The sequence below is a fragment of the Pseudoalteromonas sp. A22 genome, from assembly GCF_018141345.1.
Classification (GTDB): Bacteria; Pseudomonadota; Gammaproteobacteria; order Enterobacterales; family Alteromonadaceae; genus Pseudoalteromonas; species Pseudoalteromonas maricaloris.
In genome coordinates, this window is record NZ_CP047238.1 from 1,130,001 (window position 1) to 1,146,147 (window position 16,147).

The window sequence follows — 16,147 nt, forward strand, 5'->3', positions numbered from 1 at the left end:
CACAGATGATTGTTGCTTGGCCTGATGGCTAAGTGATATTGCTCTTTAAAAATTTGGAAAAGCTGAAAAATTAAATTCTGATAGATAACGAAAGTTATTTATCGAGTTTTCGAAAGAAAATGCCGATTAATCATTTGATGATTAATTAGCGTCTACTTTAGTATTCAATATTAACTTCTGGCGAAGTTAAACTGTCTTTGACACATACACCTCAAAATAATAAACCATTTTGGGTTGTATGGTTAAGTGACTAAGCGTACACGGTGGATGCCTTGGCAGTTGGAGGCGATGAAGGACGTACTAACTTGCGATAAGCCTAGTCAAGCCAGTAAGAGGCGCTTGAGACTAGGATTTCCGAATGGGGAAACCCACCTGCTTGCAGGTATCGTTAACTGAATACATAGGTTAACGAGGCGAACGCGGAGAACTGAAACATCTAAGTACCCGTAGGAAAAGAAATCAACCGAGATTCCGAAAGTAGCGGCGAGCGAAATCGGACCAGCCCTTAAGCTTTAGTGTAGTTAGTGGAACATGCTGGAAAGCATGACGAAACAGGGTGATAGTCCCGTACACAAAAACTTATCTAAAGTGAAATCGAGTAGGTCGGAGCACGTGAAACTTTGACTGAATATGGGGGGACCATCCTCCAAGGCTAAATACTCCCAACTGACCGATAGTGAACCAGTACCGTGAGGGAAAGGCGAAAAGAACCCCTGTGAGGGGAGTGAAATAGAACCTGAAACCGTGTACGTACAAGCAGTAGGAGCCTACTTGTTGGGTGACTGCGTACCTTTTGTATAATGGGTCAGCGACTTATATTCTGTAGCGAGGTTAACCATTTAGGGGAGCCGTAGCGAAAGCGAGTCTTAACTGGGCGCTTAAGTTGCAGGGTATAGACCCGAAACCCGGTGATCTAGCCATGGGCAGGTTGAAGGTTGAGTAACATCAACTGGAGGACCGAACCCACTAACGTTGAAAAGTTAGGGGATGACCTGTGGCTAGGAGTGAAAGGCTAATCAAACCGGGAGATAGCTGGTTCTCCCCGAAATCTATTTAGGTAGAGCCTCGGACGAATACTTACGGGGGTAGAGCACTGTTAAGGCTAGGGGGTCATCCCGACTTACCAACCCTTTGCAAACTCCGAATACCGTAAAGTAATATCCGGGAGACACACGGCGGGTGCTAACGTCCGTCGTGGAGAGGGAAACAACCCAGACCGTCAGCTAAGGTCCCAAAGTGTATGTTAAGTGGGAAACGATGTGGGAAGGCTAAAACAGCTAGGAGGTTGGCTTAGAAGCAGCCACCCTTTAAAGAAAGCGTAATAGCTCACTAGTCGAGTCGGCCTGCGCGGAAGATGTAACGGGGCTAAACATACCACCGAAGCTACGGCTGCAGACTTTGTCTGCGGGGTAGGGGAGCGTTCTGTAAGTGGCTGAAGGTGTGCCGGGAGGCATGCTGGACATATCAGAAGTGCGAATGCTGACATGAGTAACGACAAGAGGAGTGAAAAACTCCTCCGCCGGAAGACCAAGGGTTCCTATCCCATGTTAATCAGGGTAGGGTGAGTCGACCCCTAAGGCGAGGCTGAAGAGCGTAGTCGATGGGAAACGGGTTAATATTCCCGTACTCGGTATGAATGCGATGGGGGGACGGAGCAGGCTAGGCAAGCATGGCGTTGGTTGTCCATGTGAAAGGCTGTAGGCTGGTGACTTAGGAAAATCCGGGTTGCCAAGGCTGAGAGTCGAGACGAGCCACCAAGGTGGTGAAGTTGTTGATGCCCTACTTCCAGGAAAAGCCTCTAAGCTTCAGTTCATACTGAATCGTACCCTAAACCGACACAGGTGGTCAGGTAGAGAATACTAAGGCGCTTGAGAGAACTCGGGTGAAGGAACTAGGCAAAATTGTACCGTAACTTCGGGAGAAGGTACGCTCTTGTTTGTGAAAGACTTGCTCTGTAAGCAAACGAGAGCCGCAGTGACCAGGTGGCTGGGACTGTTTATTAAAAACACAGCACTGTGCAAAATCGTAAGATGACGTATACGGTGTGACACCTGCCCGGTGCCGGAAGGTTAATTGATGGGGTTAGCTTAGGCGAAGCTCTTGATCGAAGCCCCGGTAAACGGCGGCCGTAACTATAACGGTCCTAAGGTAGCGAAATTCCTTGTCGGGTAAGTTCCGACCTGCACGAATGGTGTAACCATGGCCACGCTGTCTCCACCCGAGACTCAGTGAAATTGAAATCGCAGTGAAGATGCTGTGTACCCGCGGCTAGACGGAAAGACCCCGTGAACCTTTACTACAGCTTGGCACTGAACATTGACCCTACATGTGTAGGATAGGTGGGAGGCTTTGAAGCAGAGACGCTAGTTTCTGTGGAGCCGACCTTGAAATACCACCCTTGTAGTGTTGATGTTCTAACTTAGGCCCCTGAATCGGGGTTGAGGACAGTGCCTGGTGGGTAGTTTGACTGGGGCGGTCTCCTCCCAAAGAGTAACGGAGGAGCACGAAGGTTTGCTAAGTACGGTCGGACATCGTACGGTTAGTGTAATGGTAGAAGCAAGCTTAACTGCGAGACAGACACGTCGAGCAGGTACGAAAGTAGGTCATAGTGATCCGGTGGTTCTGAATGGAAGGGCCATCGCTCAACGGATAAAAGGTACTCCGGGGATAACAGGCTGATACCGCCCAAGAGTTCATATCGACGGCGGTGTTTGGCACCTCGATGTCGGCTCATCACATCCTGGGGCTGAAGTCGGTCCCAAGGGTATGGCTGTTCGCCATTTAAAGTGGTACGCGAGCTGGGTTTAGAACGTCGTGAGACAGTTCGGTCCCTATCTGCCGTGGGCGTTTGAGAATTGAGAGGGGCTGCTCCTAGTACGAGAGGACCGGAGTGGACGAACCGCTGGTGTTCGGGTTGTGATGCCAATTGCATTGCCCGGTAGCTACGTTCGGAACTGATAACCGCTGAAAGCATCTAAGCGGGAAGCAGGCCTCGAGATGAGTTCTCACTTTGACTTAGAGTCAACTGAAGGGCCGTTGAAGACTACAACGTTGATAGGCGAGATGTGGAAGTGCTGTGAGGCATTAAGCTAACTCGTACTAATTACCCGTGAGGCTTAACCATACAACGCCAAAGTGGTTTATAAGCGACAGAAGTTAATAGACTAAAGTAGACAAAAGAATTTAATAGCTTTTTCCGGATTTACATTGATGAGGGAGACTTCATTGATGAACAGAATTTCCTGGTGACTATAGCGTTTTGGACCCACCTGACCCCATGCCGAACTCAGAAGTGAAACAAAACAGCGTCGATGATAGTGTGGATTACCCATGTGAAAGTAGAACATCGCCAGGGCCAAATTTAATATAAAAATAAGAACTAAAAAACAGTATTTTCCTGATGACCATAGCGTTTTGGAACCACCTGACCCCATGCCGAACTCAGAAGTGAAACAAAACAGCGTCGATGATAGTGTGGATTACCCATGTGAAAGTAGAACATCGTCAGGGCCTAATTAAAGAAACCCGTTACAGCAATGTAACGGGTTTTTTGTATTTGGGGTTCAGTACATCGCGAGATAAACTCGCTCCCACCAAAGCATAATACCAATCAGCCTTAATATTTGCTCAATTTGAAGGAGCAAATCTGACGCTAACCGCGTTAAAAATTTCTCATTTAGAGCAACTAAATAGCAAAATTTTCGCTTTGCCTACATAGATGTAGGTACCTTGGCGATAGCAGGACGCGGTAGCGGTGTTATCGACCAGGTTCTCTCGCCTCAAAATAGATCACTTAATTAAGCGAATTGGTATTACTTTAATATTGCGTTAGCGCCTTTCCATCTACGTAATGTCTCATCACTATGAGCCGCCGGCGATCACCCTTATCTCACGTTGTCTGTTCATAGAGTTATGCGATGTAGCTCCTCGTGATGGGAGTCTATTTAAAGTAGCCAATGGTGCATTCCCTAGTGCGATTTCTACCTCAAAGTGATATGCATTAGGATTTTCTGGTGCATAGTTTTGTTTAGAGAAGAAAAAGCAAGGATCACCACTCATCTCCCATCGGACACCTTTTTTCAAAATATATGAAGCGCCAGGAATATTCTGCCACTGCCCGGCCGGGTTGTTTGTATTGATAGCGCTGACGGATATCAATGGTTCTTCCCATGGTTAGCGGGCGTCTCACAATATAATCAGGATTGAATGTTGAGTGATCGTCAGTTACGGAGGCGCTTTGAGAACCATTTTGAGGCATAAAAAACTTTGTGGTACTCTGCTTAATAGTTGGTTAAAAGGTGGATCATAAGCCCTAGCGGTAGGGTACCAGACATGCTCTCTAGTTAGGCAGTGTGTAAAGGTGTTAACATCACCATTAGTGCTGTCAAATGTGAATTGATGCTTAAAAATATACCTAGCATTATCAATCCTTATCAAGCCATGGGTGGGATCTCGAAATTGATACCATTGCAACTCAAAACCATGAAAAGCCATGTTGTAATTCGTTGGACGGGCAAAGCTATCGATATTTAATGCGTTGCCTAAATACACTAATGCAGTTTGATATTTTAGAAGTTTATCAACTGGCAGGCCGTGGATCTCACCCTCTATATTTTCGGCTGTCCGATTATTGATATTTCGATTATTGGGGCTGTTTTGCGCATTACCACCTAGCAATAGAATAATATTGTTCAGCGAGGAAGCATTCTGGCGAAAGCCATCATTGGCAGTTCCAATGTGGTTCATAAAGTTACGCATAGAGACGACTGGCATAGCAAACTTTCCGTATTATGTTGCAACTAATTATTGTGTTATTTTACTTTTAATTAAAATGTAGTTTACTTGAGTAGAAAGCCAGAAAATATTTACATTGAAAATATATTGAAAGTGTACCTTAAGTAAAAGCCCAGACTAGTAGATGCCTAATTGGAGCTAGTTACTCCGAGTTTTATTTGTTCAAAGGCAAAATGACGGTGAATTGGCTGCCTTCATTGAGTGCACTTGCTACACTGATCCGTCCTTTAAGTATTTTGATAAGCTCACTGGTAATCGCAAGACCAAGACCCGCATTAAATTTACGATTACTATTACTATTTTTGGCTTGAAAGCTTGCTTCAAAAATATGTTGTAGGTCCAGCTCACTGATCCCAATACCCGTATCATTTACCTTAATATGTGCATAACCCTCATGTTCTTCTAGTACCAAACTAATTACTCCGCTAGCCTCTGTGTGTCTAATTGCATTATCTATTAAGTTTGACAACACTCTATCTAATTTCCCTATGTCACTGTTAATCACCAATGTACTTTGAGGTGGGGATATTGCTATCTGTAACTGGTTGGCTTCAGCTTTCAACTTGAACTTAGCTGCAACGTCATACATAAGTTCAAGTAGATTAAAGGGCTCAATATGAAGTTTGGTATGTCCAGCTTCTAGATGAGCGAGTTCAAAAATTTGTGCAATAAGATGATTGAGCTGATTTATATTTTTGCTGGCAATTTCGATGTGCGAAACGATATTTTTGTCACTCGTTTGTTTTTCTATCAGTTCAATGTAACCTTTAAGCGAGGCAAGTGGTGTGCGGAGATCGTGGCTTAGCTGTGAAAGCAATTCTTTACGTTGTTCATCTTTGAGGCTAAGTGTGGTTAATTGCTGCTGAATTTTATCCAGCATAGCATTGACGCTGCGACCCAGCTGATGGATCTCATCATCTTCTTCGGGCCAATTTATTTGGGCATCAGGACTAATATTAAAATGGTTTTGGCTGACTTGATCTATATATTGAGTCAGTCTGGACACGGGCTTGGTGATTTTATTAAGCAGTAGCAAGACGACAACCAGCAAAAAGAACAAAGTGCCTAATAACCAACTTACCCCAAGCATTACCTTGTCTGAATTTTTTAGTTGCTCAATAATGCTATCGTATTTTGACGAGCCGATGATGATATATAGATAACCTTGCAAAATATCTTGATTAAATACAGGGGCCACAGAGAAAATTTTACTGCCGTTAACACTCCTAGGATCGTCACCAAATACAGGTAGTTGGCTATCGCTCTTTAGGAGTTTTTTTAACGGGGTAACATCAATTTGCTGACGTTTAACCTCTCCAGGGGCTGCAGAGTAAGTTAATAGCTTACCTTCAGGGGAGACAAAGTAAAACTCGAATGAGGGGCCTAGGATCATCAAGGTGTGAAATAGATTACTCAAACCATCATAGTCGTACACTCCCTCTTTTATCAGGGGGTTATCGTCAACAAGGTGGGTCGCAAGTGCGAGGTGTAATTGTTGTTCTGCTTGAGATTTAGAGACTTGAGATAGCGCTTGAGTCCACCACACAAAAATCGCTGCAATGACAACGAAAGTGACAAATAAGGTCAGTGCGAGTTTTTTGTAGAGTGAGAGCTTCATACGCTTTGCCCGTTAAGAGAGGCTGAATTTAATTTGTAACCAACGCCCCACACTGTTTCTATCACCGTATTATTTGAAATAGCTTCAAGCTTTGCCCTCAGACGATTAATATGGGAGTTAACGGTATGCTCGTATCCTGAGTGTTGGTAGCCCCATACTGATTCTAATAACTGGGTTCGAGAAAACACGTGATTTGGGTGTTTAGCAAAAAACTGCAGCAGCTCAAATTCGGTTGCGGTAAGGTCTAATCTAACATTAGCCAACGAAATTTCATGACAACAGGCATCGATAACTAGGCTCCCAACTGCAATTTTATTGTTCGGGAAGTCCGCATTTTCAGTCTGCATTGGTTGCTTAAGTTGCCTGACATGGCGTAGCTGGGCTTTCACTCTTGCTTGCAACTCTCTCGTATTGAAAGGCTTGCATATATAGTCGTCCGCACCAACTTCTAGTCCAATGATCCTATCGATATCGCTACTTTTTGAGGTGACGATGATGACACTACTCATAGGGTAAAGCGCCTTAAGCTCTCGACAAAGGGTTAGTCCATCCATATTAGGTAGCATTAAATCCAGTAAAATCACGGCAAAATCGTTCGCTTTAGCAGTCGACAATACTTGGCTGCCGTCAGCAACATGCGTTACCTCTAAAGCTAACTCCTCTAAATGCACTTGGAGTAATCTCGCTATGTCTAAATCATCTTCAACTAGCAACACGTTTTCTAACATAAATAGCCCTTTATGAAAGCGCAAACGCCTATGGCAGACGTTTGCGCATAGGCTATTTAACTCTCTCGATAGTGACTGCAAGCAGTGGGTTATCAAATTTATGGACACTAGTGAGCGTTGAACTTTGGAGTCCATCATCACTACCAACTACACCACTGTGCATCGTCACCATGTTGTGATTATCGTTGCGCTCTGCGTTAAAGCCCTCACCGCTGTCTGCTGGGCCTGGTATGGTTCCCGCGGCTTCGCTATTCAGCTCAGTGCCAGCATCGTAGGCAAGTGTTCGATACATTTGCATCTCGCCTACTGGCAGCGCAGAGACGTCTATAGCATTTAGACCGGAGAATCCATCATTGGTATTCACCATCATGGTTAATAGCGATAACTTAAGCTCAGAAAGGTCAGTAGTTTTGATGGAAAGGTTGGTTGTCGCACCGGGGCCTAAAGGTCCATCCGTTGAGACGGATGCTTGTGTCATCTCTTCGGCTATGATGTCGCTGTTATTTCCGCCCTCTGCAAGTTGCTCTAATGCTTCACTTGCTGGCATGCCAACAGTAAAGTAATGACCAGACTGGTGAAGCAGCGCTGCAATTGGTGACATAGGCTGTGCATGTGTAAGGTTCGTGATAGTGATGGCAAACTCATACTCAACTGGCTCTGGCTCAACCGGAGGCTCTGGCATCACCATATTATTGTCATTGTCTCCACATGCACTGAGCAGGAGCGCAGACATGGCAATTAATGCTAATTTCGCTTTCATAGCTCCCCCTTATTTTACGGTTACTGTTACTTTAGCGACGGGATTTAACCAACGGTGCACGGTGTTATGCAGATCGCTATTACCTCCGACTTGCTCGTCGTCACCTACGTTGCCTCTGTGAATATGGACCATGGTGTTTTCTTCACTAGCCGTGACGCCAGCACCTTGAGTTCCAGGAGCTGCACCTGGCGATGCCGGGATCCCTAAAATACCGGGTGCACCAGAGCCTTCGACAACCAGTTCATTATTCGCTTCAGTACCCGCATCATAGGCATTAAGGTAAACTTCATAGGTGCCGGCAGCGCTTGGAATAGGCCACGCATTTAATCCTACAAATCCATCATTGGTAGGAAGTAGCATTGCCACAATTGAAAGATGCGTATTTCCCTCACTGGTTGATATCATCGCCATTGTAGAGCCTGCGGGTGCAAGTAGCCCCTCAGCTGGGTTGGCGACCATATTGGCGTTTGAGCTTTCGAGGATTTGTCCTAAAGCTGAAATGTCACCGCCTTCGGCCATGGCTTGCAATGCTTCAGAAGCTTGCTCACCGAGTTTGAAAAGAGCGGTATCTTGATTATGAGCAGTCACCAGTAAAGGCGTATAGTAAATACCGTGAGTGAGGTTAGTGATTTTTACTTCAAGGTCTTGTGCCAGCGCAGCGCTTGATAAACACGTAGCGACTAATGTTGTCAGGATTTTTGCTTTCATGATGTACTCTTCTTATTAGGATTAACAGTCTCCTTATCATGGCTGCAAGATATTGAGATAGGCTCACGGAGTTATCACGTTTTTATCACAAAAGCCTAGAATACTTATCACAGGGCTCAGATCAGCGGAGCTTAGGGTAACTTGAAGTACGCCAGAACGGTTTTAGTTGATCGAAAGCTATCAATTCGTTCTGCAAGGTAGGGATAATGAGGAGTAAAAAACTCCTCGTTACTAGGGAAGCGGGTTAGGGCTTATCGAAATAACTGAGGTTGACGCCAAGCACACTATTGGCATCAGCAAGCGTGACTTTGTCTTTAGTGTTTGGCGAAAAGTTAGGATCGATATATTCCATAATCATTTCATTAGCAATTTTTCGATAGGCGATTTGTATTGCTTCTGACGAGCTACAGCCTTGGTCTGTTTCAAAGACCTCGCTTAGCGGCGCTAAACCAAACCCTTTTTGTAGCGCTAAATCTGTCGAACGTAACGCGCCTTCTACCCAGCCCTGATAATCAGAGTAAGCTTCACCGCAGGTAAACAGATTTGGCAACGGCTCTACTAAATCTTCGATGACGTCTTTATCATTCGCACCAATTGCCCATTGATGTACACCAAAACCAAATTGAAGATTTTCAGGGATATTGAAATTCACATTCCCTTCCCAAATTCGAGCGCTAGTGAGGGTGGGCTGTGGAACATAATGTGTATTAAAAATGTCTTTAAAGAATTGTGTCGCTTGTCGTACAACCGCTTCCGAAGCTGGAAAAATATCACTGGGAATAGATTCAACGAGTTCCGACTCACGAGGGTGATGATAAAGCTCACCTTTGTTTTGCAGTGCACTCCAAAAATTAATATTTAGATAATCACAGTAAATAGTCAATGCGGCTGGACGACTGTATTTAGCGGCTTCTATCCCTTCGAGTTTGTGCTGGGCTTCTGAGTTAGGCTCGGCATGACGCTCGTTATACATAAGCGCGGCTGCGAGTTCATCATCTAAAGCATAAAAGGGATAAACAGAACCTGTTGGTAAATCGGCAAAGTTAGGTCCAAAGCTGACAGCTGGACGGCCTGTCATGCCGGTTCCCCACCATGCAGTGTCGTAGTATAAATTAATCTTCAGGAGCGGTTGGTTGCTTGTGCTTTGCAATGTATCCCATAACGCATCGCGCCGATGCTTTGGTAGTTGTTTGAATACATCTGACGCTATGAACAACTTTTCAAGCGCGAGCCTTGGTAGCCCTAAAATAAGCTTTTCGGCTTTAAATGTTCCTTCGCTTATCTGTCCGTCTTGCTCGGTTTTGGTGTACTTAAGTACATATAGATTGTCTGCTTTATCAAAGGCGATGCTGTCGATGCTCGTTTGCAGGTAAATCTTCTCTTTACCTATTTTATCCACCAGCGCGTTTGGCAGGGTGCTAAAGCCATCTTTAAAGGTTCTAAATTCGACATCTGCAGGAAAGTCTTCCAAAAGCTGGTAGGCGACTCCCGCGTTCATTTTCGATAAGAAGGTGCCATTAAAACCCAAAACACGATACAGCATGGTGATACATTCTTGGCTATAACCCATATCAGTGAGTAAATCCCACAAAGACCAATTATATAGCGGTTCACCTTGCCATTGACATTGCAGACGGAAATCCTGCCAAAACTCTGGACCGCGAACCTCTGGCCTTGAATCGAACTGTGGATTCACTTGCAAGATACGATTAAAAACAACATTAATAATGTCTTTGGGGTTAACACCTTGCTCGTTTGGGTCGAGGTTATAAAGTGCTGACCAAATATGATAGTCGTCTTGTTCGGCATCGTTTACCGAAAAGCTGGTACCGCGAAAGTATAGCCGGTTATTTCCGCCGCTATTCATAGGGAAAGGGACTATCTGATCTTCTAGGCCTAATTTTAGAAAGAGGGCCATTAGGTCATCCATACCCTCAAATAGAAACCGCATACCACCTTGTTCTTCTTTGACTGTAATGGTGCTGTTAGGCTTTGCTCCTGCGCGGTTATCTCTGAAATGGATAAGATCTGAGTCTAACCTTCCACCTGTGCGGTTGCTGCGCTCAAAAATGGCGAAGTCATCAATGTCTGTTTCGCACTGTAATCGCCAAGCGCTATACAAACCAGACATACCAGCCCCTATCACTGCGACCTTCACTGCGTCTGGAATGGGTTTTTGACTAATATCTGTACCTATTTTGTAGTGAGTCATGTGAGTTCCTTAGTCGACTATGTCTCACACTTTGAGGCTGACTGCTTTTATACCTGTTGGTATTACTTCCTAGCTCGCTAAGTGATCTTTAATATATCTATGCACTCCAACCTGTTGAGTGCACTTTCCAAAAATTTGTTGCAACAAGCCAAGTATTGCTTTCTCAGCCTGATGCAAAACCCAGATACTACTTTAGTACACTGGTTAAGTTTGTGTTAATTTTTGCGGCGGGTTTTGCCAAGTGTTTGTCTAAAAAGTACGAATGGCATGAATTTAATATGCTTTTATTCTTGGCTGAACACTAATTTGAGGTATGGAACATATTTGTTCCATACCGACTAACTTGTTTAGGGGACCAGATGAATTTAGCCAACAATGATATGGGGTAAAAAACGGCTAAGATCTTGGGTGATCAGACTTTTATCTTCACGGACACCAATTCCAACTGCCTTATCACCGACAATCCATGAGCCGATGAGCGTATTGAAGCCCGCAAATTTGGGTAAAGGTGAGTAAGCTTGATAAATATAACCTTCTTCGCCATATCCACCAGCAGACTGAGCAAGTAGTTGTTGATCTTTTCGGATCTCAATATTCGCGCCTTCACGAGAAAATAACGGCTTCTTCACATAGCCGGACTCGCTGCTTGCAATTTTATGCTTGTCCTGTTCAAAGTATGCCGGTAACAGATTTGGATGATTGGGAAAGGTTTGCCATAGCAAAGGTAAGATTGCTTTGTTAGATAAAATCGCTTTCCAAGCGGGCTCTAGCCATTGCACTTTTGCTTCCGATAATTGTTCGCTATATTCATCTTGAAACATAAACTCCCACGGGTATAGCTTAAACATCCATTGGATTTTTCGATCATCAAGGTCGACAAAGTGTTGGTTATCAAATCCGATATCTTCGATAAAAACTTGTTTCGTTTTGAGTCCAGCTTCCATCGCGCAGCTGCGCATATATTGAATGGTGCCCAAGTCCTCAATGCTTTCTTTGCAGCAAGAAAAGTGTAGGGGAGCACCACGGTGGAATTTATGCAGTTGATAAAAGCGCTCTATTAGCGCTTCTTGAAGGCCATTAAATTGATCCGCATTACGCGGTAACTTACCGGCTTTTACCTGTTCTTCAAGCCATAGCCACTGCCAGTAACCTGTTTCGAATAAGCTGGTGGGCGTGTCGTAATTGGCCTCCAGCAGCTTGGCTGGTGACTTACCGTCGTAACTAAAATCAAAGCGGCCATAGAGCGCTTGGTCTCGACGACGCCATGAGCGAGTCACTAATTCCCATTGAGACTCAGGAATAGCAAATTGTTGCAGAAGTGACTCATCATTACACACTAAATCGACAAGGTGTAAGAGCATTTGGTGGAGTTCATCACTTGGGTCTTCCAAGTCTTGCTCAATTTGTTTTAACGTAAATTGATAATATGCACTTTCGTCCCAATACTTTTCACCATACATAGTATGAAATTCAAAGCCGTGGGCTTTTGCTTGTTCACGCCAGTGTGGGCGTTCATCAATAGAAATTCTTAACATAAGTGTAAAATCGAACCGTCTAATATCAATGCGTAGATACTTGCTAAACTACAGAGCACTCAATAAAAAGCCGAGTGGACCTCGGCTTATCTTTTATCAAGCGAAGGTTGGCTTAGCTGCCCCAACTGCCACCACTACTACGAGAAGCTGTGCGGCCAAATCCACCGCGACTGCGTGATACTGAGCTGGCACGCGGCTTGTAATTTATAGTTGAGCTTTTAACCGATGTTGTACCTGAAGATTTTGCAGATGCGACAAACCCGTTTTGCGCATTTCGATAGCTAAAGAAGTCATCACGAGAGCGATACAGCGGTTTTGCGCCAGAATAGTAAGTGCCGCCTAAGTAAGCTGCCTTTTTCTTTTTGCGCTTTTTCATCATGTCTAGGCCTTCGTCTACGGCCTCTGCAAGCGCAGCAACCATAAAGCCCGCCATAATTGGACGCCAGATCCCACCACTCGAATGCTCACAGCGATCAAAGCCAAAGTCGCTTTCGCATAGCTGTTCAGAGGCATATTTGGGCGCTTCTTGGCGATGGCTATCGAGTGCTTGTTGGTATTGAAACTGGCATGCTTCTTCTTCAATACCGAATGATGTGCATTCATCAACGTCTTTAAAAAGTAACGCTGATTCGTCGCTATCACCACACGCGGTCAACCCTCCTGTGGCACCCATTAATAAAGTCAATTTGATTGTTCTACTCCTTTTCATCTTGACTCCTTAATAGGTCATGCAAGCGGCATTCAAAATTCCGGTCGCAAGCGAGGCTCCACCTAAGAACAAACCAGCACTGATGTGATTGTTTTCGATTTTCTCAGATAGCTTTGGCATATACAGTCTTACCATGAAGAAGGTAGTTAACTGCATAACTCCCGCAATAACACCCCAAACGGCAAAATCAATAAGAGATACCGCATTGACTGCGGCACTGGCGATAGGCAAAACAAAACCAATTAAGGTACCGCAAAACGCAGTTGCAGCAGCAGGGTTGTTTTCTTTAACTAGTTTCCACTCACAATAAGGGGTAACTTTGGAGTAAATACATAAGAAGACTAAGGTAAGTAAGTAGGCAAGACCGAAGTAGGTAATAAAAGGGAAAAATCCTTGTAAAGAATCCAAAATCATAATTTTCTCTTTGTTATAGCATCGAATTTGAAATTCGATAGATATTAATCATCATCGTAGGTGAGCTGCTCCAGCTCGCGATGCAGTATATCATCATCTCCAAGGTTAAGTTCAATAAGGCGCTTTAAATGCGTCACACTATCGAGGTCGATTTGGCGGCAATGTACACCTAGATGACCTTCTTCAACATGGCGAACTTCTACCTCCATCGTAATTTGGATATCACTCCCTGGTAGGTAAAAGTTTAAACTTGCTGGGTCGTTTTTGAGTGGCACATAGCCATCGGGCAGGGTGAGTAACGCGCCATTGAGCGATAAATCCAAGATTTCGCAGCTAAAATCACCGCTTGAGGCCATAAACTGTGCCTCGTTTGAAAAAATAACTCTGGAAAAACGTCGACGTTCTTTCATTACTGATCCTAATAGTACGTATAGGTAAAGAATAGCTTATATCATTGTGCTCGCTACTAAAAAATGACAATAAATTACGCTGGTTGGATAGGATTGCTGCTGCAGTTTGATTTGCTACGTACCTCCATAGTGCGGCATGAATAAAGAAAAGCAGGTATTAAAAATAATAAAGGCTCCTAACGAGGAGCCTCAGATTATCTATCGTCGATAGGCTTATTAGCCAATCTTCTTGTATTTGATACGTTTAGGCTCTGCGGCCTCAGCACCAAAGGTCTTCTTCAGCCACTCTTCGTATTCAGTGTAGTTGCCATCAAAGAAATTGATTTGGCCTTCATCACGGTAATCTAGAATATGGGTCGCGATGCGGTCTAGGAACCAACGGTCGTGCGAGATACACATAACGCAGCCCGGGAATTCCAAAATCGCATTTTCTAGCGCTCGTAACGTTTCAACGTCGAGATCGTTGGTTGGTTCATCCAGCAACAGTACGTTACCGCCTGCTTTTAGTAGTTTTGCTAAGTGCAGACGATTGCGCTCACCACCAGAAAGCTCTTTTACAAACTTTTGTTGGTCATTGCCCTTAAAGTTAAAGCGGCCAACATAGGCGCGGCTTGGTACTTCAAAGTTACCAATTTTAAGAATGTCTTGGCCGTTAGAGATCTCTTGGAATACGGTGTTATTACCGTCCATGTCATCACGGAACTGTTCAACAGTGGCGATTTCAACCGTTTCACCAATAGTGATGTTACCACTATCTGGCTGCTCTTGACCGCTTAGCATTCTAAACAGCGTTGACTTACCCGCGCCGTTTGCACCGATGATCCCAACAATTGCACCTTTAGGTACGTTGAAGTTCAAATCGTCAATCAACAATCTGTCACCGAAGCTCTTACGTAAGTTGCTCACTTCAATCACTTGGTCGCCTAAGCGAGGACCAGGTGGAATGAATAGCTCGTTGGTTTCGTTACGCTTTTGATAGTCGTTTTGCTGAAGCTCGGTAAACTGCGCCATACGTGCTTTAGACTTAGCTTGGCGACCTTTCGGATTTGAGCGTACCCATTCAAGTTCTTTTTCAATCGACTTCTGGCGTGCTTTCTCTGATTTTTCTTCTTGCTTCAAGCGTGCATCTTTTTGCTCAAGCCATGAAGAATAGTTACCTTCCCACGGAATACCATGGCCACGGTCAAGCTCTAAAATCCAGCCTGCTACATTATCTAGGAAGTAGCGGTCGTGGGTGATCGCGACCACTGTGCCCTCGTAGTCATGAAGGAAGCGCTCCAACCACGCAACCGACTCGGCATCTAAGTGGTTAGTCGGTTCGTCAAGAAGCAGCATATCTGGCTTTTCAAGTAACAGTCGGCAGATAGCAACACGGCGTCTTTCACCACCTGATAGGTGCTCAATTTTCGCATCCCATTCTGGTAAACGAAGCGCATCGGCAGCGCGCTCAAGCGCATTATCTAGGTTGTGACCGTCATGTGCTTGGATGATAGCTTCTAATTCGCCTTGCTCTTTAGCTAGCGCATCAAAGTCAGCGTCTTCCATTGCGTACTCTGCGTACACTTCGTCTAATCGATTCAGGGCGCGCTTAACTTCGCCAACTGCTTCTTCAATCGTTTCACGAACGGTTTTGCTTTCATCTAGTACAGGTTCCTGCGGTAGGTAACCAATCTTAGTACCAGGTTGCGGACGTGCCTCGCCCTCGAATTCGTTATCCACACCCGCCATAATACGAAGTAGGGTCGATTTACCTGCACCATTAAGACCTAAAACACCAATTTTAGCGCCAGGGAAAAAGCATAAAGAAATGTCTTTCAGAATAGTGCGCTTAGGTGGCACAACTTTGCTCACCCGCGACATGGTATAAATATATTGAGCCATGAGTTTCCAATCTCTTTTTTAATTTAGATGTATTTTAGAGAAAGCCTTCCAGTGCTGCAATGTTGATAGTTCAGAACGAGGAAAAAACAATGCCCAAGCTAGTTTAAGTTAACTATTGTAATTTTTTATTTACCTTTTAATAAGTTAAATAATTGGTCTGTTTATTTATCCAGTGTTTAATTGTAAGTTTATCATTCATAGGTCATTTTTGACCTGTTTCCAATCCGAGGAATCGCTATTATATCACTACGCTGAAGAAAGTTATTAGATGAAAATGTTAACGAGTGTGGTGGGTTTTTACCGGAACTAAAAACTCGATGGCAAGGATGAACGGCTACGTTGTTTTCGCTTTTCAGCGATCCCCATTCAGCTAAGCAG

Annotated in this window: 11 protein-coding genes and 3 rRNA genes; 3 read left to right on the forward strand and 11 right to left on the reverse strand. The window is 44.4% G+C overall.

Translation table 11 applies throughout. The features are described 5' to 3' along the window. Positions 1–240 precede the first annotated feature (240 nt). The 3 genes from GSF04_RS09945 (at position 241) to rrf (GSF04_RS09955) (ending at position 3,510) form a co-directional block, all read left to right on the forward strand. Positions 241–3,124 (forward strand): 23S ribosomal RNA (locus GSF04_RS09945). Between the two features lie 117 nt (positions 3,125–3,241). Next, a 5S ribosomal RNA gene (gene rrf / locus GSF04_RS09950) occupies positions 3,242–3,355 on the forward strand. Positions 3,356–3,396: 41 nt separating this feature from the next. Further along, positions 3,397–3,510, forward strand: a 5S ribosomal RNA gene (gene rrf, locus GSF04_RS09955). A gap of 714 nt (positions 3,511–4,224) precedes the next feature. On the opposite strand, the gene GSF04_RS09960 is transcribed toward rrf (GSF04_RS09955), so the two are convergent. The 11 genes from GSF04_RS09960 to ettA all read right to left on the reverse strand — a co-directional run bounded on the left by GSF04_RS09960 (position 4,225) and on the right by ettA (position 15,769). Beyond that, positions 4,225–4,758: a hypothetical protein gene (locus tag GSF04_RS09960; RefSeq protein WP_211859426.1), complete on the reverse strand. Its 534-nt coding sequence runs from the start codon at positions 4,756–4,758 to the stop codon at positions 4,225–4,227. A 190-nt stretch (positions 4,759–4,948) separates the two neighbouring features. Then, positions 4,949–6,412, reverse strand: coding sequence for a HAMP domain-containing sensor histidine kinase (locus GSF04_RS09965; protein WP_211859427.1), 1,464 nt, complete (start codon positions 6,410–6,412; stop codon positions 4,949–4,951). After that, positions 6,409–7,140, reverse strand: coding sequence for a response regulator transcription factor (locus tag GSF04_RS09970; RefSeq protein ID WP_211859428.1), 732 nt, complete (start codon positions 7,138–7,140; stop codon positions 6,409–6,411). Before GSF04_RS09970 ends, GSF04_RS09965 begins: the two co-directional genes overlap by 4 nt. Positions 7,141–7,192: 52 nt before the next feature. Next, positions 7,193–7,900, reverse strand: coding sequence for a spondin domain-containing protein (locus tag GSF04_RS09975; protein ID WP_039496099.1), 708 nt, complete (start codon positions 7,898–7,900; stop codon positions 7,193–7,195). 9 nt (positions 7,901–7,909) lie between these two features. Next, positions 7,910–8,608, reverse strand: coding sequence for a spondin domain-containing protein (locus GSF04_RS09980; RefSeq protein ID WP_211859429.1), 699 nt, complete (start codon positions 8,606–8,608; stop codon positions 7,910–7,912). 244 nt (positions 8,609–8,852) lie between these two features. Then, a complete protein-coding gene (locus tag GSF04_RS09985) occupies positions 8,853–10,820 on the reverse strand; it encodes an FAD-dependent L-amino acid oxidase (RefSeq protein WP_211859430.1) in 1,968 nt (655 codons plus the stop codon). A gap of 365 nt (positions 10,821–11,185) precedes the next feature. Next, on the reverse strand, positions 11,186–12,355 hold the full coding sequence (locus tag GSF04_RS09990) for a glutathionylspermidine synthase family protein (RefSeq protein WP_130126683.1): 1,170 nt from the start codon (positions 12,353–12,355) through the stop codon (positions 11,186–11,188). 112 nt (positions 12,356–12,467) lie between these two features. Next, positions 12,468–13,064, reverse strand: coding sequence for a DUF1190 domain-containing protein (locus GSF04_RS09995; RefSeq protein ID WP_211859431.1), 597 nt, complete (start codon positions 13,062–13,064; stop codon positions 12,468–12,470). A 9-nt stretch (positions 13,065–13,073) separates the two neighbouring features. After that, a complete protein-coding gene (locus tag GSF04_RS10000; protein WP_211859432.1) occupies positions 13,074–13,478 on the reverse strand; it encodes a DUF350 domain-containing protein in 405 nt (134 codons plus the stop codon). Between the two features lie 44 nt (positions 13,479–13,522). Beyond that, positions 13,523–13,888, reverse strand: a complete 366-nt coding sequence (locus GSF04_RS10005) for a PilZ domain-containing protein (RefSeq protein WP_010378318.1) — start codon at positions 13,886–13,888, stop codon at positions 13,523–13,525. Between the two features lie 216 nt (positions 13,889–14,104). Next, complete coding sequence (ettA, locus tag GSF04_RS10010) at positions 14,105–15,769, reverse strand: energy-dependent translational throttle protein EttA (RefSeq protein ID WP_010604458.1); 1,665 nt, start codon at positions 15,767–15,769, stop codon at positions 14,105–14,107. Positions 15,770–16,147 lie beyond the last annotated feature (378 nt).

Coding starts and splice junctions, on each gene's coding strand:
- GSF04_RS09980 (WP_211859429.1), bottom strand. CDS start 8,608: ATGAAAGCAAAAATCCTGACAACATTAGTCGCTACGTGTTTATCAAGC.
- GSF04_RS09975 (WP_039496099.1), bottom strand. CDS start 7,900: ATGAAAGCGAAATTAGCATTAATTGCCATGTCTGCGCTCCTGCTCAGT.
- ettA (WP_010604458.1), bottom strand. CDS start 15,769: ATGGCTCAATATATTTATACCATGTCGCGGGTGAGCAAAGTTGTGCCA.
- GSF04_RS10000 (WP_211859432.1), bottom strand. CDS start 13,478: ATGATTTTGGATTCTTTACAAGGATTTTTCCCTTTTATTACCTACTTC.
- GSF04_RS09970 (WP_211859428.1), bottom strand. CDS start 7,140: ATGTTAGAAAACGTGTTGCTAGTTGAAGATGATTTAGACATAGCGAGA.
- GSF04_RS09960 (WP_211859426.1), bottom strand. CDS start 4,758: ATGCGTAACTTTATGAACCACATTGGAACTGCCAATGATGGCTTTCGC.
- GSF04_RS09995 (WP_211859431.1), bottom strand. CDS start 13,064: ATGAAAAGGAGTAGAACAATCAAATTGACTTTATTAATGGGTGCCACA.
- GSF04_RS10005 (WP_010378318.1), bottom strand. CDS start 13,888: ATGAAAGAACGTCGACGTTTTTCCAGAGTTATTTTTTCAAACGAGGCA.
- GSF04_RS09965 (WP_211859427.1), bottom strand. CDS start 6,412: ATGAAGCTCTCACTCTACAAAAAACTCGCACTGACCTTATTTGTCACT.
- GSF04_RS09990 (WP_130126683.1), bottom strand. CDS start 12,355: ATGTTAAGAATTTCTATTGATGAACGCCCACACTGGCGTGAACAAGCA.
- GSF04_RS09985 (WP_211859430.1), bottom strand. CDS start 10,820: ATGACTCACTACAAAATAGGTACAGATATTAGTCAAAAACCCATTCCA.